The organism is Paenibacillus sp. ACRSA (genome assembly GCF_022346845.1).
GTDB lineage: Bacteria > Bacillota > Bacilli > Paenibacillales > Paenibacillaceae > Paenibacillus.
Genome location: NZ_JAKRNP010000001.1, coordinates 707618 through 731306 on the forward strand (window position 1 = coordinate 707618; position 23689 = coordinate 731306).

20 protein-coding genes and 1 other annotated feature are annotated in these 23689 nt (G+C 45.0%); of the genes, 3 read left to right on the forward strand and 17 right to left on the reverse strand.

Going from position 1 to position 23689, the window contains the following annotated elements; genetic code table 11:
• Window positions 1-268: 268 nt before the first annotated feature.
• The 6 genes from MH215_RS03265 to gpr form a co-directional block, all read right to left on the reverse strand.
• Entirely contained in the window at window positions 269-739 is a 471-nt protein-coding gene (locus MH215_RS03265; protein WP_056695968.1) for an N-acetyltransferase, read from the reverse strand.
• A 117-nt stretch (window positions 740-856) separates the two neighbouring features.
• The gene (gene hemW / locus MH215_RS03270; RefSeq protein WP_056695966.1) at window positions 857-2041 is read right to left on the reverse strand and encodes a radical SAM family heme chaperone HemW; all 1185 of its coding nucleotides are present in this window, start codon (window positions 2039-2041) and stop codon (window positions 857-859) included.
• Between the two features lie 244 nt (window positions 2042-2285).
• The gene (lepA, locus tag MH215_RS03275) at window positions 2286-4100 is read right to left on the reverse strand and encodes a translation elongation factor 4 (RefSeq protein ID WP_239288077.1); all 1815 of its coding nucleotides are present in this window, start codon (window positions 4098-4100) and stop codon (window positions 2286-2288) included.
• A 147-nt stretch (window positions 4101-4247) separates the two neighbouring features.
• Window positions 4248-4613, reverse strand: a complete 366-nt coding sequence (locus tag MH215_RS03280; protein ID WP_239288082.1) for a DUF3679 domain-containing protein — start codon at window positions 4611-4613, stop codon at window positions 4248-4250.
• 51 nt (window positions 4614-4664) lie between these two features.
• The gene (locus MH215_RS03285) at window positions 4665-5972 is read right to left on the reverse strand and encodes a stage II sporulation protein P (protein ID WP_239288083.1); all 1308 of its coding nucleotides are present in this window, start codon (window positions 5970-5972) and stop codon (window positions 4665-4667) included.
• A gap of 223 nt (window positions 5973-6195) precedes the next feature.
• Window positions 6196-7197 (reverse strand): GPR endopeptidase, encoded by a 1002-nt coding sequence (gene gpr / locus MH215_RS03290; RefSeq protein WP_239288084.1) that lies wholly within the window; start codon window positions 7195-7197, stop codon window positions 6196-6198.
• Window positions 7198-7372: 175 nt separating this feature from the next.
• Between gpr and rpsT the strand changes: the two genes are divergently transcribed.
• Complete coding sequence (rpsT, locus tag MH215_RS03295) at window positions 7373-7645, forward strand: 30S ribosomal protein S20 (RefSeq protein WP_024628504.1); 273 nt, start codon at window positions 7373-7375, stop codon at window positions 7643-7645.
• Between the two features lie 212 nt (window positions 7646-7857).
• Here rpsT and holA read toward each other — a convergent pair whose 3' ends face one another.
• From holA to MH215_RS03310, 3 genes are all read right to left on the reverse strand, one after another.
• Window positions 7858-8874, reverse strand: a complete 1017-nt coding sequence (gene holA, locus MH215_RS03300; RefSeq protein ID WP_056695958.1) for a DNA polymerase III subunit delta — start codon at window positions 8872-8874, stop codon at window positions 7858-7860.
• Between the two features lie 440 nt (window positions 8875-9314).
• Window positions 9315-10607, reverse strand: a complete 1293-nt coding sequence (locus MH215_RS03305) for a zf-HC2 domain-containing protein (RefSeq protein WP_239288085.1) — start codon at window positions 10605-10607, stop codon at window positions 9315-9317.
• Complete coding sequence (locus MH215_RS03310; protein ID WP_239288086.1) at window positions 10604-11152, reverse strand: RNA polymerase sigma factor; 549 nt, start codon at window positions 11150-11152, stop codon at window positions 10604-10606. Before MH215_RS03310 ends, MH215_RS03305 begins: the two co-directional genes overlap by 4 nt.
• 348 nt (window positions 11153-11500) lie before the next feature.
• Between MH215_RS03310 and MH215_RS03315 the strand changes: the two genes are divergently transcribed.
• On the forward strand, window positions 11501-11803 hold the full coding sequence (locus tag MH215_RS03315) for a hypothetical protein (protein WP_056695947.1): 303 nt from the start codon (window positions 11501-11503) through the stop codon (window positions 11801-11803).
• Window positions 11804-11939: 136 nt separating this feature from the next.
• Here the strand turns inward: MH215_RS03315 and MH215_RS03320 are convergent, their stop codons facing one another.
• The 3 genes from MH215_RS03320 to MH215_RS03330 form a co-directional block, all read right to left on the reverse strand.
• Window positions 11940-14879, reverse strand: a complete 2940-nt coding sequence (locus tag MH215_RS03320; protein ID WP_239288094.1) for a ComEC/Rec2 family competence protein — start codon at window positions 14877-14879, stop codon at window positions 11940-11942.
• 232 nt (window positions 14880-15111) lie between these two features.
• Window positions 15112-15633: a deoxycytidylate deaminase gene (locus MH215_RS03325; RefSeq protein WP_239288099.1), complete on the reverse strand. Its 522-nt coding sequence runs from the start codon at window positions 15631-15633 to the stop codon at window positions 15112-15114.
• A gap of 33 nt (window positions 15634-15666) precedes the next feature.
• Complete coding sequence (locus MH215_RS03330; protein ID WP_239288101.1) at window positions 15667-16278, reverse strand: ComEA family DNA-binding protein; 612 nt, start codon at window positions 16276-16278, stop codon at window positions 15667-15669.
• Between the two features lie 187 nt (window positions 16279-16465).
• Here MH215_RS03330 and comER point away from each other — a divergent pair, with 187 nt between their 5' ends.
• Complete coding sequence (comER, locus tag MH215_RS03335) at window positions 16466-17311, forward strand: late competence protein ComER (RefSeq protein ID WP_056695937.1); 846 nt, start codon at window positions 16466-16468, stop codon at window positions 17309-17311.
• On the opposite strand, the gene leuS is transcribed toward comER, so the two are convergent.
• The 5 genes from leuS to rsfS form a co-directional block, all read right to left on the reverse strand.
• The gene (leuS, locus tag MH215_RS03340; protein WP_239288106.1) at window positions 17292-19736 is read right to left on the reverse strand and encodes a leucine--tRNA ligase; all 2445 of its coding nucleotides are present in this window, start codon (window positions 19734-19736) and stop codon (window positions 17292-17294) included. The genes comER and leuS overlap by 20 nt on opposite strands.
• 72 nt (window positions 19737-19808) lie before the next feature.
• Window positions 19809-20078: a binding site (T-box leader), on the reverse strand.
• Window positions 20079-20133: 55 nt separating this feature from the next.
• Window positions 20134-21090 (reverse strand): phosphotransferase family protein, encoded by a 957-nt coding sequence (locus tag MH215_RS03345; RefSeq protein ID WP_239288107.1) that lies wholly within the window; start codon window positions 21088-21090, stop codon window positions 20134-20136.
• Between the two features lie 182 nt (window positions 21091-21272).
• Window positions 21273-22043 (reverse strand): class I SAM-dependent DNA methyltransferase, encoded by a 771-nt coding sequence (locus MH215_RS03350; protein WP_239288108.1) that lies wholly within the window; start codon window positions 22041-22043, stop codon window positions 21273-21275.
• A gap of 370 nt (window positions 22044-22413) precedes the next feature.
• Window positions 22414-23328 (reverse strand): CvfB family protein, encoded by a 915-nt coding sequence (locus tag MH215_RS03355; protein WP_239288111.1) that lies wholly within the window; start codon window positions 23326-23328, stop codon window positions 22414-22416.
• Complete coding sequence (gene rsfS / locus MH215_RS03360) at window positions 23325-23672, reverse strand: ribosome silencing factor (protein WP_056695926.1); 348 nt, start codon at window positions 23670-23672, stop codon at window positions 23325-23327. The genes MH215_RS03355 and rsfS overlap by 4 nt, the downstream gene beginning before the upstream one ends.
• Window positions 23673-23689: the final 17 nt, after the last annotated feature.

Consider the following 23689-nt stretch of genomic DNA (forward strand, 5'->3'; position numbering starts at 1 on the left):
GGTAATACAAAAATACCAAACTGACATGAACATTGTCAAGTCAGTTTCATAACGATGCTCATCAATTTGTTACGTATGTTCAATCTGACATGTTTTTTAGAACACGTTTAGAACGAAGAAGATAGAAATTATGCGATATCTCTAATAGTATAGACCATTCTCCGTCAGTCATAACACTCAACATTCATTATACATAATATGCATGAAAAAGGATCGCATGTGAGTAGAGTTGTTCACTCAAGACTCTGTTCATGCGACCCATTATGCATCAGGCGGAAATTTCTAGTTCTTTCAATACTGCAATCTCGTCGCAGCAATTTTGTTTGCTGCAGTGCACGCAGTCCGTCCATACTTTTTCAGGAAAAATCTCTTTATCTACAATGGCAAAGCCATTTTTCTCAAAGAAAGAAACTTCATATGTGAGTGCCATCACTTTAGGAATTTTCTGATTCTGAGCTTCTTCCACCAGTCGATCCAGCAACCGGGAACCTATTCCCAGTCCTTTGTGTCCTTCTGAGATACCAAGGGATCTAACCTCCACCAGATCGTTGCCCAAACGGCAAAGCGACCCACATCCCACGACCTCTCCATCCACTTCAGCGACGACAAAGTGTTCCAGTTGCCTATGCAGTACTTCCCTTGATCGCGGAAGCATGATCCCACGCTCTGCGTATCCCTTAATCATTTCATATAGCGGTTCAACATCTTCCGGCACGGCTTTTCTGCATATTACCGACATTCTGCTCTCCTCCTATTACCAAGCTTTCCGAAGGAAAGCCAACTTCGTAGTTGTTAAATTACACGCTCTGTCAAATCAATATGAATAAATATACAACAGAGCGTATAGAATTTCAAGCTACGAATTTAGCGATATAGAGCCAATAAACTCGGCAAAAACGTCGTTTCCGAACAGGATACCCTGCTCGCTCAGCCGGAAGCCGTCTGGCGTCCGCTCAAGTAATCCTGCGTTTAACATTTTGCCCAATGGTTTTGCGAACACCTCTTCAATGGATTCACCAAATTGCTCACTGAAACGAGAGGCCGAGGCACCCTCCAGCATTCTGAGTCCAACCATGAGATAATCCTCCATCGCTTCTGGACGACTGATCTCAAAATGATCTAAACGCGGCAGTCCCGTTTTGGCAGCTTCAACATACGGATTTATTCCTTTAATATTCATATGCCGTTCGCGTCCTACGTATCCATGTGCACCTGCTCCAAGTCCATAATAATCCTCATTGCGCCAGTAGGTAATATTGTGACGACTCTCGAAGCCAGGTTTAGCAAAGTTACTAATCTCATACTGTTCATAGCCCGCTTCTTTCATTCGGCTCATTAATAGAAGATACATCTGCAATTCATCATCTTCATGCGGTAGCGGCAATTGATTTTTCTGATACAGTGTATGGAAAAGAGTGTTCTCTTCCACTTTCAAGCTGTAGATTGAATAATGCGGCAGATCCAGCTCCAGCGCTCTGTCGATACTCTCATTCAACATCTCTACCGTCTGGTTTGGCAAACCAAACATTAGATCGATGGACAAGTTGCTCAATCCTGCTTTACGCGCATTCTCCAAGCTACGATATACATCATCTGTGTTATGAATACGACCAATGCCAGTGAGTAGGTCATTTTGGAAAGCCTGCACACCAAAGCTGACACGGTTAACGCCGCCTTCTTTCATCGCAGCAAGCTTCTCCGCATCTGTAGTGCCCGGGTTCGCTTCCATTGAGAACTCAATATCGTCTGCCCAATTGGGGAAATACGTTTTGACGGAACGAAGGAAGTAAGCCATTTCATCAGGCTTCAAGGCTGTCGGTGTGCCCCCACCTACAAATATAGTTTTAATCTCGCCCGGCGGATTCGCCTTAACGGTATGCTCCATTTCCCGTTCCAATGCTTCTAAATACTGCATGACAGGCTGATCCTTCAGAACGTAGGAGTTAAAATCACAGTAAAAACATTTATTCGTGCAAAAGGGAATGTGAAGATACACCGCTTGGGGTGAACCTGTTTTCCGGCTTTGTGATGTCAATGTCATGGGTAAGTCCCCCTCTATTTGAAAAAAGGAAAGCCATCCGGCTTCCCCTCTCAGCTTCATTATATAAATTGAATTTACTCGTAGGTGTCAGTTCAATCTATACTCTATTATCATTCAAATTTAATACATACATTCAGCGTTGTACCTCAAAACTTCGTTATTCACATGACGTTTGCAAGCAAACGTCTTATCTTACAATTCAATTTCGATACACACATTCTGTGTTGTACCCGAAATTGAATTATTAATCATCAATTTTCAATACTGCCATGAACGCTTCTTGTGGTACCTCAACGTTACCAACCTGCTTCATCCGCTTCTTACCTTCCTTCTGCTTCTCAAGCAGTTTCCGTTTCCGCGAGATGTCACCACCATAACACTTAGCAAGTACGTTTTTACGCATTGCTTTTACCGTTTCACGCGCCACTACCTTCGTTCCAACGGATGCTTGAATCGGCACCTCGAACATTTGCCGTGGAATCAGCTCACGCAGCTTCTCACAGATAATGCGGCCGCGGTTATATGCACGGTCACGGTGAACGATGAAGGACAGAGCATCGACCTGTTCTCCATTGAGCAAAATATCCATTTTCGCCAGATTAGACTGACGATAACCAGACAACTCATAGTCGAAGGATGCGTAACCTTTAGTGCTTGATTTTAATTGATCGAAGAAGTCATACACAATCTCGGACAATGGGATTTCATACGTAATCGTAACCCGCGTAGTGTCCAAGTACTCCATATTAACGTATTCGCCACGTTTGTTTTGGCACAATTCCATAATGGTACCTACATAATCATTCGGTACGATAATGGCTGCTTTAACATATGGTTCCTCAACATAATCAATCCGTCCTACCTCAGGGTAGTTAGATGGATTGTCGATCTGAATCATCTCACCATTGGTCAGAGTGACATGATAGATTACGCTTGGTGCAGTAGTGATCAACGGAATGTTGAACTCACGCTCAATCCGCTCCTGGATAACGTCCATGTGTAACAATCCGAGGAATCCGCAACGGAATCCGAATCCAAGTGCACTGGATGTCTCTGGCTCAAAGCTCAGTGAAGCATCATTTAACTGCAATTTCTCCAATGCCTCACGCAGATCCACGTAATCCGATGTTTCAATCGGATACAGACCGCAGTATACCATTGGATTAATTTTGCGATAACCCGGCAAAGGCTCTGCCGTTGGCTTTTTGGCATCGGTTACTGTATCCCCGACCTGCGTATCTCCTACGTGCCGGATACCTGCTACGATAAATCCAACGTCACCCACGTTTAGCTCGTCCACAATGGTCATGCGTGGTTTGAAGGCACCCACTTCGATAACCTCAAATGTCTTGTCTGTTGCCATCATTTTGATCTTCGAACCGGATTTGATCTTACCATCCACAACACGTACGTATACGATTACACCTTTGTACGGATCATAGTGCGAGTCAAAAATCAGCGCTTTCAGTGGTTGATCCGGGTCACCCGCAGGTGCAGGTACGCTCTGTACCACTTGTTCAAGGATCTCCTTGATACCAATCCCAGCCTTGGCGGAAGCCAGCACTGCATTACTTGTGTCCAGTCCAATCACGTCTTCTACTTCCTGCTTTACACGATCAGGATCAGCGCTTGGTAGATCGATTTTGTTGATAACTGGTAAAATTTCAAGATTGTTGTCCAATGCTAGATAAACGTTAGCCAGTGTCTGCGCTTCAATCCCCTGAGCCGCATCCACTACCAATAATGCGCCTTCACAAGCAGCCAAACTCCGTGATACTTCATATGTGAAGTCTACGTGTCCTGGCGTGTCAATCAGGTTCAATAGATACTCTTCACCATCGTCTGCTTTGTACGTCAGAGCCACAGCTTGCAGTTTAATCGTAATTCCACGTTCACGTTCAAGATCCATCTGATCCAGCACTTGCTCCTGCATCTCACGCGATGTAAGCGCACCTGTGTACTCCAAGATCCGGTCCGCAAGTGTTGATTTGCCGTGATCTATATGTGCAATAATTGAAAAGTTACGAATTTTACGTTGTCTTGCCCGAATGTCAGTCATTCCTTACCCCCAGAAACAGCCTAGTGTCAATCACTTCATTATAACAGTTGATGCAGGGTGCATCAATCCCATGATGTTTCAACTTTATCATAATTTATCACTACGAAGAACTGCCAAGGGTATATTTTGCCTTGAATGTATTGCTTTTTATTCAGCAACGCCACTAAACAGGGAAACCACCCATTTAATTCCACTATGAGAAAGGTTTTGTAGAAGGCCCGCCGTTTTATCAGCAAGAACATCAACCGGTGCTTGGCTCTGTTCTGCTCCTAATACCTGACTCGGCGATTGGACAGGTACAACCGGCGGTTCCTTTTTTTCGACCTGCTCCACAGGCTGCTCTGGCTCAGATTCAACTGCGACGGATACTGGCTCTGACTTTACCAGTGTAGGACTTTCCTGCTGATCATTTCCACCAAGCTGAAAGTTACTGCCTGCCAGCTGCATCCCAAACAGAATTCCCAGTAACATCAGAACAGCAACCGATAGCAGCTTTCTCCCGAATCTGGACACACCCTTCGCCCCCTCGATACATGATTTAAAATGTTCTCCGTTGACTAAATGCTAACCACCTTGTGTTTTTGTTTCCGCACTTGCCTTATCTACCTTCTGATCTTGCCAATACACTTCGGCAATCATATCAGCTAATATTTTAGAGGTTCGCTCCAATTCAGCTGCCGTATTATCGATGCCTCCGATTTCAATAAGGATACTGTTTGGAGACAGCGTCTGGTTGTATTCACCATTGTTCGCTCCTCCTCCAGTTTTCCCCCAGACCCCACGAGAGACCCCAGGATACTTGGCCTCAAGCTTCTTGTGAATCTTAGCCGCAAAGGCTTCATTTTTCTCCCAGTTTGGATTTTCATGCCCAATGATAAAGTAGACTTTTGCATATCCAAGACCTTCAATCGTTGTTGTTGTTTTATTATGGCGCTGTGAATCCCTGTGGATATCAATGAGATAGGTAAGATCATCATTTTGGGCAAGTGCAGCTTTTACCGTCTGGCGTGAATACTTATAGGAATAATTCCAGTTGTAATCCTTGACCTTCGTTGGGTAATCGTCTTTGGCATGTTCGACCCCTATTCCTAGCTTTTCCAAACTATCTGTTAAATAGCTCCCGACTTGAAATACATTACCTGTGGATTTACCGGAAGAAGGATTATCACTCTTGGTTCCTAATAATGGATTGTATCCTTCTCGTGGATGAGAGTGATAGATGAGAACCGTCTTTTTATCAGATACAGGATTGGGCTTATTCTCAGGCTCCTTCGTAGGCGAATCTTCCTGACCTTCTGGATCTTTAGAATCTGCAGGATCTTCAGGTTCGTCCGTATCTGGTGAGTTCGTATCATCCTGCCCTGGTGGAGTATGCAGTTCTCCCTCACTTTTCCCACCGTTCGTTGAAGCTGTGTCCGTTAATCCGGGACCGGGTTGATAATCCTCTGGCGCTTCTGCCTTTTCATTGCCCGAGCCTGGTCGAAGCAACACTGGCTGATTCGAACCCATTCCTGGCATTTCTCTAGCAATTAAGCTTTTGGGATCCTGAGGATTAACATTGGTGAGCAGTTGAAAAACAAACGTAGTTAAATTCTCACCTGAAAACGCAGAAGTTTGTTCCTTTTGAGTTAAGTGTGGTACTTCCATACCAAGCATATCTACAAAAAAACGACTAGACACGGTACTGGCGAATCCTTTCATTGAAGAAACAGGCGAGTTATTCAATTGCTTCTCTGCCATTCCTCCTAGACCGAGTACTATAAAAAATAGAACCGATATAATCATAAGCAACAGCAATGTACGACCCATGGCCAGTACATGCAGAAATCTTTTTCTCCATTTACCAATATTCCAGGCCAATATTTTGTTCATGCCTCTGTCTCCTTCCCTGCTGGACAACTCTTATACTTCAACTCTATGAGCTAGTTAGAATTGATAGAACTAGAAGAGGGCAATCTCCAAAAAAAAGAAAGTCCGATAGATTCGGACTCTCTTCTAAATAGGGCTTGGAGGTTGCTTTTTCCAGGAGGAGATAGGAGGTAGCTAAAAATGATTAACTTTTATAAAACCAAAACCCAATTTCACCAGTTTCAATTTAATGTGTATAGGCGGCTACATTGTCAGGATTTACAGCATCATGTAGTGCTGCATTCAGCCCTGTTGCAATGACATTAGCGATGTCTTCTATAAACTCATCAATCTCTTTAGGGGTTACGATCAGATCATGACCCAGTGGTTCCAATATTTCTTTGACCAAACTGAGGCGCTCATGCTCACTGATGTCGTCAAGCATGCCCATGATTTGTTTCGTTTGATCCGTCTCCTGGCGGAAATGGTTCCGCATCATTTCAATTGCGTTATTCACAATCGTTGATGCATAACATACCGTAGGGACACCAATTGCAATACAAGGCACACCCAGAATATCCTTCGTTAAGCCACGCCGCTTATTCCCAATTCCAGAACCTGGGTGAATCCCTATATCTGCAACTTGTATCGTCGTGTTGACACGTTCTAATGAACGGGAAGCAAGAGAATCAATTGCAATAATCGCATCAGGCTTGGTTCGATCCACGATACCTTGTACGATATCACTCGATTCAATCCCCGTAGTTCCGAGTACCCCTGGAGCAATAGCACTCACTTCTCGATAGCCTGGTGCTACCTGATCAGGTACTAATTCAAAATATTGACGGGTAACCATGAGATTCTCCACGACTAACGGGCCAAGTGCATCAGGCGTCACATTTAAATTTCCCAATCCCACAATTAAGATCTTGGAGTCTTTGTTAATGCCTGCTTTGGTCATAAAGTCTTCCATTTCTCGAGTGAACTCCGCAGCAACACGCTCCTGTAGTTCGGTATCTCCATTGCGAAGGGCTGGAACCTCCAACGTAACGTAATGTCCCTTCACACGTCCAATGGCTTGTGCCGCAGCATCGTTCAGAACATCAATCCGCGTAATCGTAATTCCTTCTTTGGTCTCTACATCTTCTTGCAGACCTGGGATCGTTTGCTTTTGTTCACCTTGAACCATTTCCTTTGAATCAATCGCCAAATCAGTTCGTACTGTATAGTTTTGTAAATCAAGTGTCATCCGTTCTTGCCTCCCTTACCGCATTTGAGCATATTGTGTGGGAAAAAGGGATACTTTATGCAACATGCCCGAATATGATAGGAATTTCTGTTGCAATTTGCATGCCATCATGCTAGAATATTTTAAGTTGTGAAACGTTTGTATTCATGCAAATGCCTTACAGGAGGTGAATGTAATGCCAAACATCAAATCCGCTGTTAAACGCGTAAAAACGAGCGACAAGCGCCGCGCACTCAATGCTTCCCAGAAATCTGCACTTCGTACAGCTGTTAAAGCTGCTGATGCTGCCCTGGTAAGCAACGAAGTTGATACTGCTAAAGCTGCAATTCAAGCTGCTTCCAAAAAGCTGGACAAGGCTGTAACTAAAGGTCTGGTTCATAAAAATGCTGCAGCTCGCAAAAAGTCTCGCTTGGCGAAAAAACTGAACGCTCTTTCCGCACAAGCGTAAGAAGCGTTACTTATACGATCCAATGGAAAAATCCTGAACAGCATGTGCTTTCAGGATTTTTTAGCTATGTGGTCGGTTGAGTACTATCAGAACAAAAAGCGGCTCTCACTCGGTTGATCAATGATCAACGGAATGAGAGCCGCTTTTGTCCATTTGCCCTAATGAATGATTCGCAATAATGATTAACATTACACCACATCACGCAACATTTCTTAGGCACCAAGTTTTAACAAAAACAACTCCAGACCAAGCACTTTGTCTACAGCGCCTGTTTTCATTTGATAATCTAGCTCACTCAGATGGCTTAAAATCAGTCGTAAACGTTCAGGTTGAAATTTACGTGCCTGCTCCCCAGCAATTTTGACTGCATAGGGGTGAAGTCCAAGCTGGCTTGCAATCTGCTGCTGTGAATAGCTCTGTTGCCCAAGCTCCTTCACTTGAATCATGATTCGGAACTGTCTAGCGATCAATGCCGCAATTTTGATAGGCTCTTCACGCTGTTTCAACAACTCATAGAATAGAGATAACGCCTTCTCAAGCCTTAGATTCGCCAATTCCTCCACTAGAGCAAATACATTCTGCTCCGTGCTACGTGCAACCAACGATTCGATATCCGCACGTCTAATCATGCCACCGTTTCCAGCAAAAAGGCAGAGCTTGTCTACTTCAGCAGATAACGTCTGTAGACCTGTTCCAGCAAAACTAACCAGAATATCTGGAGCTCCAGGCTCAAAGGTAACCTCACGTTGTTTAGCCAGCTTCACAATCCAGTTCAACAACTCTTCCCCACTAAGTGGAGCAAACGAAAGCACAATGGCTTGCTTCTTCGCAGCTTTCACTAACTTTTTGCGCTCGTCCAGCTTATCCCCTTGGGCTAAAAATACGATTGTACTGTAATCCGCAGGATTATCCATGTATGTCAGCAAGCGATCAACTTGATGCTCAATTTTGGAATCCTTACCGGCTGTAAACAGATTCGCATCTCTAACAATAATTAGTTTACGTGGCACAAGGAAAGGAACCGTCTCCGCTTCTTCAATAACAACTTCTACAGGCGTCTCCGAGAGATCATAAGGTACAATCGCAAAATCTCGATGCTCCTCCTCAATAACCTGTTCCTTCAACATATCCGTAAATTGCTGTATCTGGTATTTCTCCGTTCCGTACAGCACATATATCGGAGCCGTATCCCCACTTCGTATTGCTTTTGTTGCACTCTTCACATCCATCACGGTGCCTCCTTATCCCTCTTATCCTACCAGAAAACGTGACAGACAACAAAGGGGCCTTCAATCCACCATGTGGATGAAGACCCCTTAGTCCTACATCTATATAAACGCAGCACCAACCACTCTAGAAGAGGCTGTTCAAAAAAGTTCGCTTTTGATTACGAAGGATGCCTAACGGCATCTCAGCGTCGAACATAGAATTCAACCGAAATGTCCGTTGCTCACGTAGGTTGCCTACGCTCCGCTACTCCATTTCTAGCTTCATCCAATCTTCTCGGTACTGAAAATCGCCCTTTTTGAACACATAACTAGTAGAGGCTGATGCGCGGTCATACGACGTCAGTTGTTATAACTGATATAGGACGTGGTTTACTTCCATTATATTCGGATGCAACTAGAATGTTCTTCCATGGACAGTTGATAACCATAACATGGTACGATTATTTCCCGGAATTCTCGCTGTCTGCTGCTGGAACTACATTAAATGATTTTTTCAGTGCTGCTCCATCCTTCTCTGTCTCATAATTGAATACAGTGCTATCCTTGGACCAGCTAGCCGATTTCAATGTTCCTTCCAGATCACGTTGTTCTACTAGATTCAGAACGTCAGAATCACTGGCAGATTTAGAATAGATACTAAGCTGGTTGCCGATCTGTATGACCAGATAAGAACCATTCGGAGACTTCCACTCTGTTGCAGGAGGAGTCACCGCAGCAGCAAACCCACGATCTGGAGCAACCAATCCATTGTTACCTTCTGTCGACTGCTCAGGGCTCTGATCTGCATTAGGAGCGACCATCCCCGTTGCTGGTTCGTCATTATTTACATGCGGCACTACATCTTGCGTTGAAAAAGACTCTGACTCTCCAGTTTCAGGCTCAGTTCCAGCGCCATCATCTGAACGTCCTTGAGGAGCATCAGCACTTCCCGGATCTACACTCTTTTGTTGATCAGGTTGTACTTGATTAGCATTCCCCTGATTCTCTGAAGGAGTTGACGCAGAAGGTGTTTCTTTCGGCGCATCGACTTTTGCCCCAGCATCAGCCGAAGGCTGTTTCGGTGTTACATCTTCCTGTGGTTGAGTTTCCTGCACGTTCTCCGACTCATTCTCCTCAGGAGTTACTGTCGTAGTAGATTCTTGTGTATCAGGCTGCGTATCAGGCTGATCTTTGGACAGCCCTGACATTGTACTGTTATCTCCTTCTGTAGGAGCAGCGGAATCCTCGTTGCTAATTTCCATTCTCAAAGCATTCTGATCCTCATTACCGCTTTCTTGAGCACTCCCTGCACCCATCATTGACTCTGCATTTTCAATTTTCTCAGGCTTATAGCCCAATATAGCTACGCCTAATACGAAGACTGCTGCCGCTGCCCCCATAGACATTCGACCAACCATAGAATTAAACCATGAGGGTTTAACTTTCCGCTCACTTGATCGTTGTAAATTTTCAAATGCAGCAGGGACAGGACTCATTTCTTGCATTGTACTGCTCTGTTCCCTCCGCGCTTCGTCGATCGCATCTAATTGAGGCATAATTGCATCCACTAAACTAAACTTTGGGGTTACTTGGGGTAAATCTTCCAGTTCTCTGGACAAAGCTCTGAGCAAGCTAAAATTCTCGGCGCACTCCGGGCACTTGGCCACATGTTGTAGCAACTGCTCGGTCTCCACCTCACCCAGATCATGATCCAGATACCGGTGCATCCATTCCACCACCTCATCACATTTCATCCTGTCACACCACCTTTCTGATACTCCTGTAATAGATTTTGCAATTGTTGTCTAGCTCGGAATAAATAAGATTTCACCGTATTCAACGGAAGATCAAGACAATCCGCAATTTCGTTATACGATAAATCCTGTAAGTATCTTAGAACAATCACGGTTCGATGATGCTCTGGAAGCTTGTTGATCGCCTCCTGAATATCTTTTGCCACATACGTGGACATGACTTCAAATTCTACATTTTGATTATCTTGAAAAACCATCTCATGCTCGTCAATCGAGACAGAAGGCTTGGTTCTTCTAAATTTATCAATACAGATATTCGTTACAATGCGTTGAACCCATGTTTTGAATTGTGCTTTTTCTTCATATGAATTAATCTTGGTGTAAATTCGGATCAACGCTTCCTGAGCAGCATCCAAAGCGTCTTGTTCATTATTTAAAATGTAAAATGCGGATCGAAAAACATGCTGTTCAATGTTCCGCAATAGGGTAATTAGAGCGTCGCGATCGCCCGATTGAGCGGCTCTGATGAGTTCCGGCTCTACCACAAAGGATCCCCCTCTCCCTGCAACCTTACAGACGTGACCATCAATAAAATTGTTGCAAAGTTAAGTATTTTTTTATTGGCACCATAAAATAACGGCTTATGTATTAGGGCCGCCCAAAATCTTCTCTTAGAATAACAGAAATTGCATAAAGCGTCATCACAGCAGTAAAAAGCTATTCCAGTACTTACACGATTCAATCGATGAGCAATAGCATATATTATAGCAAACAGGCTTTCAGAAGCAAAAAATAAAAAAAGTCGAATTTTGTACAAATTTAAGCTCTTTTTAATGCAATTTTCATGAAAATGGTGTATTGTAAATTTACATTCATAATACGAGGTGATGAGCATGCCAGCTCTAGCGAAAATTCAATTGTTAAAAGAACAAATGCCTAAGGAATATCAAAGCATTTCTCATTTTGTAGAACATGCACTGGAATCCATTGATACCTTGGTAGAGGAACATCGGAAATACACTGCTGCACAAGCGTTATACGGCGATAAAATTGTCGGATCGGAAGAACGCTTGTACAGAGAAACCGTACTTGATGTTCGTGAGCAGCTTCTGCTTACGCTTGAGAAAACAGTAGAAGACCTTCTGCATAAAGGTGATAAGCACTGGAACAAACATTTTAAAGACGGTGTTGAATAATCCTTTTCATTCTCATGCCCATGTAATAAAGCCCGCTTCCCGTATCCAGCTCGGATACCGGAAAGCCGGGCTTTATTTTTTGCTTATTTTGACCTATTCTCTATCGTCGCTCACTATGCATAAAACAAACTTTTTATCATTCCCCCAAATTCTCCGGCTCTAACTTATGGCGTATCTTAATCTCCCCATCCTTCACCCGCATCTGAATTTCACCCATGAGATCTGTTCGATAAATATCTGACCCTGTGTCTTCAAGACGCTCAAGCACACCCGCATTCGGATGCCCATAGGTATTGTTGACTCCAGCAGAAACTACAGCGGTTTTGGCATTCCAATATTGAAGCCATGCTTCGGTTGACGACGTTTTACTACCGTGATGAGCCACCTTCAGGACGTCAATGGAAATCGACTCATCCCCCTCCTTTGCTGCCGTCTCTTCTGTATCACCAGTGACTTTCCCCATCGTTTTGTTGCTCGAAATCATTTTCATAAGCTCCAGAGGAACATCATTATTAACAATTTCACCTTTTACATTCTGTCTTTCAAACTGGGTAGCAAGCGATCCATCCTGAATCATGTAGAGCAAATTTTGCTCGGCAGCTGCATCCATATCACCTGTGAACAACATCGAAGCCCCTGCCATATCTAATAAAAAGACAACCGAATCATGATTTTGATGCTCAGATACAGGGAGACCCTCCCTAGCTCCCGTATGCAGTACATCCAGATCTGGATTAATAAAATGTAAAGTAGTCTCCTTATCTGCTACGTAAGACAGCCCTTGCCGAATGGCATATAACGGTATATTACGCTCAATAGCTGTATCCAGTAGTTTATCAAAATTGCTCTTACCACTTGTTGTGCCATTAAACATAAAACGTTCTACTGGAATCTGTTCGAGTACAGCTTGTAATCCCCCAGCATGATCCTGATCGGCATGGGTCACGATAACGGCATCCAGCCGATGGATGCCTCGTTTTTTCAGCAAGGGTACCACCACCTTGGCCCCAACTTCATAGGGATCACGCCGAGTTTTCCACGATTGATCAGGTTTGCCGAAGCTAACTGTACCCCCACCATCAACCAAAATATGCTTGCCCTCAGGCGTTGTAATTAACGTGCTATCCCCCTGACCAATATCGAGAAACTGTACTACACCCGTCCGCGAAGGTTGTGGAGTCTGATAGGCCCACCATAACCCTGCAATCAAAGTAATCGCAAGCAACCCGCATAACCATCGTTGATAAACAGATCGTTGTTTTCCTGAACCGTCTCCCGCTCCTCTAGCCCGAAATGCACTTGTATACTCTGGCCAGGCAATACTTGCGCTGAGTGTTGTCATCGAACCCTTGTGCTTTGCTTGCGCTATATGATTCTGATTCGATGGGAAAAGAGAGGACTTGAAGGCAAGTCTCCCATTCATCCTAGATGTCGCCCATGCTGCATCTTCCCTCTTCAAAGGTTTCGTCTCTTCATCAACATGACTGCTCCATTGAGCTTCTTGACCATTCCCTTGAAACCATATCCGTAATAGTGCATACAAAACTCCGTAATAGACTCCAACCCACAGCCAGGTAGGCGTAGCCCAGATGAGTACAAAACCAGGCAAACTATTCAACCATTCAATGCCTGTAAAGGTCAGTTTATTTAGGAGGATCACCAGCCAAGCGAACGGTTTGGCTAGAGGTAGCCATATCATAGATAACAGCAATGCAACCGCCCCAAGGGGCAAGACTACAGCGCTTATGAGAGAGACAAAGAGGAAATTTGCTACAAACGACAATATTGAAAACTGATTGAAATACAATATGGTCACTGGAAAAGAAATGAGCTGCGCTGTAACAGTCACCGAGGCTGTCGCAGCCAGTGCTTTCGGTAATTTTCTAAACAGACGGTTAATAAAGGGCATGTAGATCATTAAGCCAGCGGTGACTAGAAAAGAAAGCTGGAAGCTGACACTCAGTAAAAAATATGGATTCCACCACATCATTAATAATGCTGCGGCACTGATCATCTGCAACCCATCTCTAGCCAAGCCTCGCCTAGCCATATATAAACCAAGCATGGACATAATGCCTGCACGAATGACTGAAGGCGAACCACCAGATAACATGACATATGCAGGGATAAGAAATAACACAATTGTGAGTGACGTTTCCCTAGTTAACCGCAGCCAAGACATCAGAAATAACAATGAACCAACATACACGGCAACATGTGTGCCTGATATCGCTAAGATATGGGTAAGCCCAAGCTGTGAGAAGTGACCATATGTATCCGGATCAATGTCCTTAGCCATACCTATGATTAACCCCTTCATATATCCAGCATGAGGTTCGGGAAATAATACCTCTAATGCGGTACCTAACTGGTGTCTGATCCTGTCATTCCAACGAAAAATATCAATACGGCTCCAGCCCTCAGGCTGCATGGTAGTGATTGAGCTGGCACCTTTGACCTTAAACAACCAATGGATCTCCTGTGTCCGCAAATAATTACGATAGTCAAAGCCACCATAATTCCGGGCTTCTCCCGGGCTTGTGAACGAGCCAGTCAATATCATGGTATCCCCGCGGCTCCACGCCATCGCTATGTCCTGCTCTTCTTCCTCAGCTAGTTTGACTTGTACCATCAAACGCTCACCTACGTCATGCATCTGCGTTTGCTTCGGATCTGCCCTTTCTTCGGTGCCAGATAACGGGTCTGATTCTGGATATATTGTCGAAAGTAACAACTCAAAATCGGCCCGATCTCCATCCACACGAACAGCTGACGCTATTGTACCTTCTAGCTTCACTACATATCCATCAAGCTCCTGATGACTCCTTCCAGTGATCTCCGGCAAGGCGCTGACATTACGCAGATCATTCCATTCCCAGTGGGCAAGACCACCTAGAAGCGATGCAACAAGTAATAGACGAGTCCAGCCACGAATATCCATCCAGTGAAAAAGGAGAGGCATACATGCCAGCACTCCCACCAACCCCCACATAAGTGTCCATCCTGATAATGCACATCCCGCTACACTTCCGCATAACCAACAGACTGTAAATAGCAATAACGGCCTACCTTTCATCCTAATCCCCCCTTATCGTTTTTTGCAGAAACTTATCTAAAGCAATTAAAAGTGAACTTTTTTGAACAACCTCTAGAAGCAAAAAAACCCCCGGTAGCTAACGTAGCTAACCGGAGGTTCTTCCTCGATCTAAAGCGTAATTTAGTTAAGTGATAACACATTACAATACACATGCCTAGTGACAGAGACGATAGTACAACGAAGTCTTTAAATCCTTCCCATGCCTAACCGTTTAATCACTAATTGTCATCATCGTCTCACGCGGAGGCTGATATTGCTCCAGCTTGCGGAATGTGATCCCTTTTTGCGCCATCATACGTGTTACTTTACCGGTATCCTTAGGATACGGGCGATGGAAAACAATTTCTGTAATGCCACTGTTCGCAAGCATGTTAGAGCAGGTCCAGCAAGGTTCATCCGTCACATAAACAGAAGAGCCCTCCCGATCGATTCGATCCGTAAACAGAAGCAAATTTTGCTCCGCATGAATGGTGCGAATACACCGTTGCTTCTTGACCATTTCTTCTTGACCATCTGTCACAACCAGTTCATACTCTTCGGATATCATGCATCCTGCTTCTGAACAATCAGGTACGCCCATAGGTGCCCCGTTGTATGCTGTTCCGAGCAGTTTTTTCCCTTGGACAAGCACTGCACCTACATGCCGACGCGAACAGCGGGAGCGGGTAGAGACCATATAAGCAATATCCATGAAGTAAGTATCCCAGTCTTTGCGTACATCTGTTGTACTCATATTTGCATCCTCTCCCGATTGAAATAATCTAAATTAGCGAATCTGCACATAAGGAGCCATCTTCTCCAGCATTTTCATACCTATTCCTTTTACTTTAGTCAGATCACTAACTCTTGCAAACGGCCCATGTGTGTTTCGATAATCAACGATGGCCTGCGCCTTCTTCTCTCCAATGCCTGGAAGCTCGGTGAGTTTAGAGACAGGTGCTGAATTGATATCAATCTTACCATTATCGACAACCTGTTGCTCTGGTGGACTTGCAACCTGCTGCTCAGGCTTCATTTCTATTTCATTTGAAGTATTCGCGACAGCTGCAGACGTAGCAGATTCCGTATTAACCACGTCTGGACTCTTCTCCTCTGACACCTTCCCCTGCACCGTAGAAGAAACCTCACTGCCTCCAGCAGGATTCACCCCCGCATTGACTGGTGTGGCTTGTTCTACTACAGCTTGCGTTGACAACTCACTATTTTGACCCAAAACAGCCGACTCTACAACAGTAGGCTCCTGTTTGAGTGTCGGCGTTTGGGCGGCGAACTGCATCGGTTCCCAGCCAGAAGGCGGCTGTTCACTTTTGCCTGACCATAATATAAGTATTGTTCCAATTACCGCAGCACCAATAATCCATCCTTGTTTCCATCTCATTCGTCTACACCTCTCCCTGTTATCAAAATAGATCAATTTTGAACACGGGCGGTGCTTCCGAACCGTCTATAAATGGACTACAAACTACATATTCCTTTTTTCATGTCATGTCAAACAAGTTATGCTGCATAGACTAGAAGGAACGAACTACGCCAGTACCGTAAAGCATGAAAGGAGGCCTGAAACAATGAAGGTTGGATTTATCGGAACCGGCAGCATGGGAAGCCTGCTGATCTATGCCCTGATCCAATCCGGAGCATTGGAGCCGCGGCAGATCGCCGCAAGCAATCGTACCCCTTCCAAAGTGCGTCAGTTATCCCTCCGTTATCCCGGTCTGCACGAATCACAGAGTAATCGGGAAACCGTTATCCGAAGCAACATTATCTTCCTCTGTGTGAAGCCGCTGGAATTCAAACATGTTATTGACGAGATCCTGCCCGTCGTGAATCCCAATCATATGATTGTCTCGATCACTAGTCCCGTGCAGCTGCGTCATCTGGAATCTTCACTTCCTTGCAAAGTCTCCAAAGTTATCCCAAGCGTCACACATCAGGTCGGCAGCGGAGCGTCATTATGTATACACGGTGAACGAATGACACCTGAAGATCGCACTGTGTTGGAAGGCTTGCTGAGTCATTTCAGCAAACCTTACCAAGTGGATGAAGCTTGCACACGCATAACATCCGACTTTTCCAGTTGCGGACCTGCATTCATATCGTTCTTTTTGGAACAGTGGATTGAGAGTGCCGTCAAGCTTACAGGGATCAAACGAGCAGATGCATGCGCTCTTGCAGGCGAGATGCTCCTTGGAACAGGTAAACTTCTCACTGAAGGAGGGTATACGCCTCAAGAACTTCAAGCTCGAGTTGCTGTTCCCGGTGGCATCACTGCCCAAGCTTTGGCACTACTCAAGATTAGTCTGGACGGTGTGTTTGATAGCCTCATTCACACCACCCACGACAAATATGATGAAGATTTGGTAAAGCTTAATGAACTATTCCAAGCCAGTGAGATTAACCGGCAACAATATTAACCAGTTTGCCTGGAACGGCAATGACCTTACGAATGGTCTTGCCTTCCAGAGCCTGCTTCACAGATGCAAGCTCCATTGTGAAGTCTTGCATGCCCTGTGCATCCAAATCCTTCGCAATAGTTGCCCGTGTTACAATTTTGCCATTCACTTGAACGACAATCTCCACCTCAGCGTCTACCGTCATAGCTTCGTCATATTCAGGCCAAGCTACGTAACTAATTCCACCTTCATGACCTAAGCGGCTCCACAGCTCTTCCGCCATATGCGGCGCAAGTGGTGACAGTAATTGCACGAAGTTTTCCATCGATTCACGTGGCAGCGTATCTGCTTTGTATGCATCGTTGATGAAGATCATCAACTGACTGATCGCTGTGTTGAAGCGCAGATGTTCCAGATCATCTGTAACCTTCTTAATTGTTTTGTGAGCAGTACGCTTGAATTCTTCTGTACCGCCATCCGCTGTAATTTTATCACTAATTGCGCCTGTATCCTCGTTGATGAAGAGACGCCATACACGTGACAGGAAGCGGTACATGCCTTCAACCCCGTTAGCATTCCACGGTTTTGTTGCTTCCAGTGGCCCCATGAACATCTCATACAAACGCAGAGTATCTGCACCGAATTCATTTACAATTTCATCTGGATTAATAACATTACCACGAGATTTACTCATTTTCTCATTATTAGTTCCCAGAATCATACCTTGGTTCACGAGTTTATGGAATGGCTCTTTGGTTTGAACTACGCCCAGATCGTACAATACTTTATGCCAGAAACGTGCATACAGCAAGTGAAGCACAGCGTGCTCTGCTCCCCCGATATACAGATCGACAGGCAGCCATTGTTGTTGTTTCTCCTGAGAGATCAGTTCCTTGTCGTTATGTGGATCGATAAAGCGCAGGTAATACCAGCAGCTTCCCGCCCATTGTGGCATCGTGTTTGTCTCACGACGTGCTTTCATTCCCGTTTCAGGGTCAACCGTATTCACCCACTCTGTTACATTCGCCAGTGGTGATTCCCCTGTACCCGAAGGCTTGATCTGATCGATATCTGGCAGCAACAATGGAAGCTGATCCTCTGGTACGGTTTTCATCGTTCCATCTTCCAGGTGCAGAATTGGAATCGGCTCTCCCCAGTAACGTTGACGACTGAACAACCAGTCACGCAGACGATATGTCGTTTTGCCTTCACCTTTACCGTTGTCTTCCAGCCATGCAATCATCTTCGCAATCGCTTCTTCGTTATTCAGACCATTCAAGAAATCAGAGTTAACGTGTGGTCCGTCTCCGGAATACGCTTCTTTGGTCACATCCCCACCAGCGACAACTTCAATGATATCCAGTCCGAATTGCTTCGCAAATTCCCAGTCACGTGCATCATGCCCAGGAACCGCCATAATTGCACCTGTACCATAACCAGCCAGAACATAATCAGCGATCCAAATAGGCACCTTCGCTCCATTTACTGGATTGATGGCATAAGCCCCTGTGAATACACCTGTTTTGTCTTTGGCCAAATCCGTACGCTCCAGGTCACTCTTACGTCCAGCTTGCTCCTGATAAGCTTTGATTGCTTCGCGTTGTTCTGCAGTCACAATGGCTTCTACCAGCTCATGTTCCGGTGCCAGTACAGCATAACTAGCTCCAAACAAAGTGTCCGCACGAGTCGTGAATACCTTGATTACTTCCTCACGTCCCTCGATGGCAAACACCACTTCTGCTCCTGTGGATTTACCAATCCAGTTGCGTTGCATATCCTTAATGCTCTCAGACCAATCCAGCTCTTCTAGGTCTTCCAGAAGACGCTCAGCATATTCAGTAATTTTCAATACCCATTGACGCATCGGTTTACGGACAACAGGGTGATTACCGCGCTCACTTTTACCGTCAATGACCTCTTCATTAGCCAGTACTGTACCCAATGCTTCGCACCAGTTTACAGGCACTTCGTCAACGTAAGCGAGGCCTTTGTTGTACAACTGGATGAAGATCCATTGCGTCCATTTGTAATAATCCGGATCCGTAGTGCTGATCTCCCGATCCCAGTCATAGGAGAAACCAAGGGATTTAATTTGACGACGGAAGTTGTCAATGTTACGGAATGTGATTTCACGTGGGTGTTCACCCGTATCAAGTGCATGCTGCTCAGCAGGCAAACCAAAAGCGTCCCAACCCATCGGATGCAAAACATTGTATCCACGCATACGTTTGTAACGAGAAACGATATCCGTTGCTGTATATCCTTCCGGGTGACCTACGTGCAGTCCCGCGCCTGATGGATATGGGAACATATCCAATGCATAGAACTTCGGTTTAGCCGGGTCCTCGCCTGTTTTGAACGTTTTATTCTCATCCCAAAATTGCTGCCAACTTTTCTCCATCACTTGCGGCTGATAGCCGTGCTTCGGCTGGTGATTCTCACTCATCTATTGTTCCTCCTCTGGTTGATTCACATAAATTACAACAAAAAAACCTCAGCATCCCGTAGCGTTTGCAGCGCTAGGGACGAGAGGTTGAATTCCCGTGGTACCACCCTAGTTAGCGGATGAACGTGCTTCGTCATCCACTCCCTTTAAACCTGTAACGGCGGTTAACCGATGCGGATTTCCATTCCTGCAACCACCGAATAGACATCGGTTAAGTATCGAATGGTGTAATCACCGCATTTCTCCAAGGCGAGTTCATGAAATACTGTCAATCGGCTTGCACCAACCGCCGACTCTCTGTCATGTACAGAATTCATTACTGATCCTTATCATCGAAATATGTATACAATATCGGAAACATTATATAAAAAAGTACCGCCAAAGTCAATGACAGACCTCAGCCTAACCGAAAGCGTTCAATGCTTTCTTCCAGATTATGAATCGTCCACTGAATATGTTTATGATCATCAAACTGCCGGTATGCACATTCGATGCGAAGTAATAGATCAAAATACAGATCATATAACGCTCTTCTGCTTCGTTCACTTGGTGTTGTAATGGATGTACCGTAACCCTTCAAGAAGCCAGTCGTGTAATTAAAATGACTAAAATAATGCTCCATCAATGGATCTGCCCAGAGTGATCGCTCAAAATCAATAATGGCGGTAATTCGTCCTTTCTCCACCAGCACATTGCCATCCCACAGATCCCAGCTAATAAACACAGGTTCTAGTACATCATCGAGGACATCAGCTCTGGCCTGAATCAAACGCTCCAACTCCTCGTAAGACATCGAAAACGTAATCCCTGCCTTTTTCCCATCGATTAATACATCATCCATCAGTTGTAGGAAAGCTTCTTTCCATGTGGAATAACGTTGTCTTCCCGTTGAGAAATAACCAAATTGTTCGCCTTTGATTCCATTCAATCTTCGATTGTAACGCCCAATCTGTTCCTCAATCGCTTCCTGTTCTTCAACACTACAGTGCTCTTTCACTTGGTTATACGGCTTACCTGTCATATGCTCCATAATAAAATATTCTGAGGGAGCAAGAGTTAGCGAGTCATCATACGCAAGTACACGGGGAACTGGTACATCCGTTAGCTCTGACACAAGGCGCAGCGCCTCGACTTCAGTCTTCATTAACCCTTGTTCACAACGCATCAGATTAGATTTATCCGTAGGGGCTATTTTGAGCACCACCGTCTGCCCATCTTTTAACAGGATCCGATATGCCTGGTTCGCCCAGCCTTCATTCATTTCCTGATATTCAGATAGTCGACTATTTAATGTTTGGGTTACTATCCGTTCTAACTGTTCTGAAGTTAGCTTTGTTTTGTATTTACTTTCCACCCCATAATCACCTGTCCTTCTTAAGTTCGTCATCTTATCAAAAAAGGAAAACGCTTTCTATTAGTGTTATTATGGCTCCCTCACACTTAACTGGCAATAGCTTAGATCACGTTTCAATACTCCTATTCTGATCAAAATAAAAAAACGCCCTCAGAATATGCAAGGGCGATGAACAAGACTAATTATTTGATAGCAACATAGAACAGACGCTGCGCGCCTTCCCCTGCTTCTTCCCATTCAAAATCTGCGTACACGCTGACATCACGGAATCCCGCCTTCCGTAACTCCAGCTTCATCCACTCCGGATCGTATGCACGCTGCACATGCACCTCTTCAAACCTCTGATAGAGATCCTTACCCCCATCATCAACACGCGAGAAAATGCTGAGATGATGTTCGATCTCACATCGTTCCGAGTCTAACGCACTTGTCCAGATATAGGATATCGAGCGTTCGTCCAGTACAAAAGGCTGTTCTTCTTCATATCGAATGAATGTATTAGGATGATGCACATCGAACAGGAATGTTCCTCCTGGCTTCATCATTTCGTACGTTCGTTGGAAGGTGCGGATGACATCGTCCTGTTCCAGCAAATAGTTAATACAGTCACAGAATGAGATAACCGAGTCTACAGGCTCAGGTACTCTCCATTCGCACATATCCTGCTGTACCCACCGTACACTGCCTTCACGGTACAAACGATGCCCTTGGGGAGTAGCTTCCATCTTACTGCGAGCCACAGATAACATATCCGCCGACAGGTCGATTCCTGTCACCTCGAATCCTGAGTTAACCAAGGGTATCGTAATCGAACCTGTACCACAACCAAGTTCTGCTACGCTTTTGGGCATCCCGTGCCGCTCCCAGGCTGTTCTCGCGAACCTTATCCAGTCCGGATAAGGCATATCTTCCATTAATTCATCGTAAACATAGGCAAATTTACGGTAAGACATGTCAGGCACCGCACTTTCAATTCATTTTATTATATAACTCAAAAATATTTACACTTGCCACTCCGATGACAGAACAACCTTCCGATCGCTGTTATCCCCAGATTTTTTTGATTCCCTTTTCCAAAGGGAAAATCCGGGGATAGCTTATGCTTCCGATGCAGCTTTCTTTCAGAAAGCTTTCAGGCGAACGCTTCGCTCCTTCACGTTATTTCTGTCTTCTCCGTTCTCGTGTAAAGAATTAGTTGAGCTTATATAAATTTGTTATAAACGAAAAAAGCAGGGGCGTCCGGTGTTCACCCAGCCTTGCCCTGCTTTTACATTGGACTCACATGAGTCTTCGTTTAGCTTAAGTTCAACGTTAATAACGTTACTAGTTCTTGTCCGAATCTGGAGCAGAAGCTTGCGAAGCAGCATCTGTAAGATAGGTCCAGTTTTCTTTCTGGGTCACCAGTCCATCTTTCATTAGCTTACCTAGAGCACGCTTGAAGGCGGATTTGCTGATGCCAAAACGCTGTTTAATAATATCCGGTGGCGTCGCATCCGAATAAGGCATACCACCTGTTGGACGCTCTTTCATAAACGCGAGCAGCTTGTCAGCATCCTCGTTACGACCTACCTCTTTGCGAAGAGACGTTGCCAGGTTCACACGTCCATCCTCACGAACCAGCGTTACCCGGCATTTCACTTTCTCGCCGAGACGCAACAAGTGGGTACGCTCGGAGGAATGGATCATGCCAATGGCACCAAAACCAAGCACACCACCTTCCACAAGCACAAAAGTACCCATTTGCAATGGCTTGTACACCGTCGCTTCGACCCATTCATTGAGCCATGATGTCGGTGCATGGAAGGCTAACGGTGCAAGTTCACGTTCTCCAGCCAATTTCGCACGAAGACGACCTTGCTTATCATGCTCCATGATAACAAAAACCTCGTCCCCAACATGTGGACGCAGTTCTTCTAATTCAGGCAATTCACGGATAGGAAGCAGTAGTTGCCGACCCAGACCCATTTCTAGAAAACAACCGAGCCGTGGATGTATGTCAGCCACAACAAGTCGTGCCATTTCCCCAAGAGTAAGATAAGGCTTCTTCATCGTCGCAGCAAGACGATCTTCCGTATCGAAGAAGATAAAGACTTCCAGCGTCTCATCGATTTTGATATCACGTGTCAGCTCTGTATAGTGAAGCAGTACATCTTCCGATCCAGTCGTCAAAAAGTAGCCAAACGGAGATACTTCACGTTCAACCCGCAAAGAGACAACAGTTCCTGCAATCAAACTCATACTGTTTCCACCACTTTAGCATCCGACCATAAACGTTCGATGTTGTAATATTCACGCTCATCGCGGTGGAAGATATGAACAACCACGTCCCCTAGATCCATCAAAACCCAGCGTGCCGAATCCATACCCTCAATACCTTTAATCGTTACACCTGCGGCGTGAGCCTGTTTACGAATCTCTGTTGCAATAGATTGTACCTGCGTATCCGAGTTACCGTGGCAGATCACAAAATAGTCCGCTACCAGTGAAATCCCCACCAGATCCAGTGCTACAATGTTGGATGCCTTTTTATCGTCTGCGGCTGTAACCGCCATATTCATTAGTTCTTTCGATGATAATGTCATGAACCAACCTCCATAGT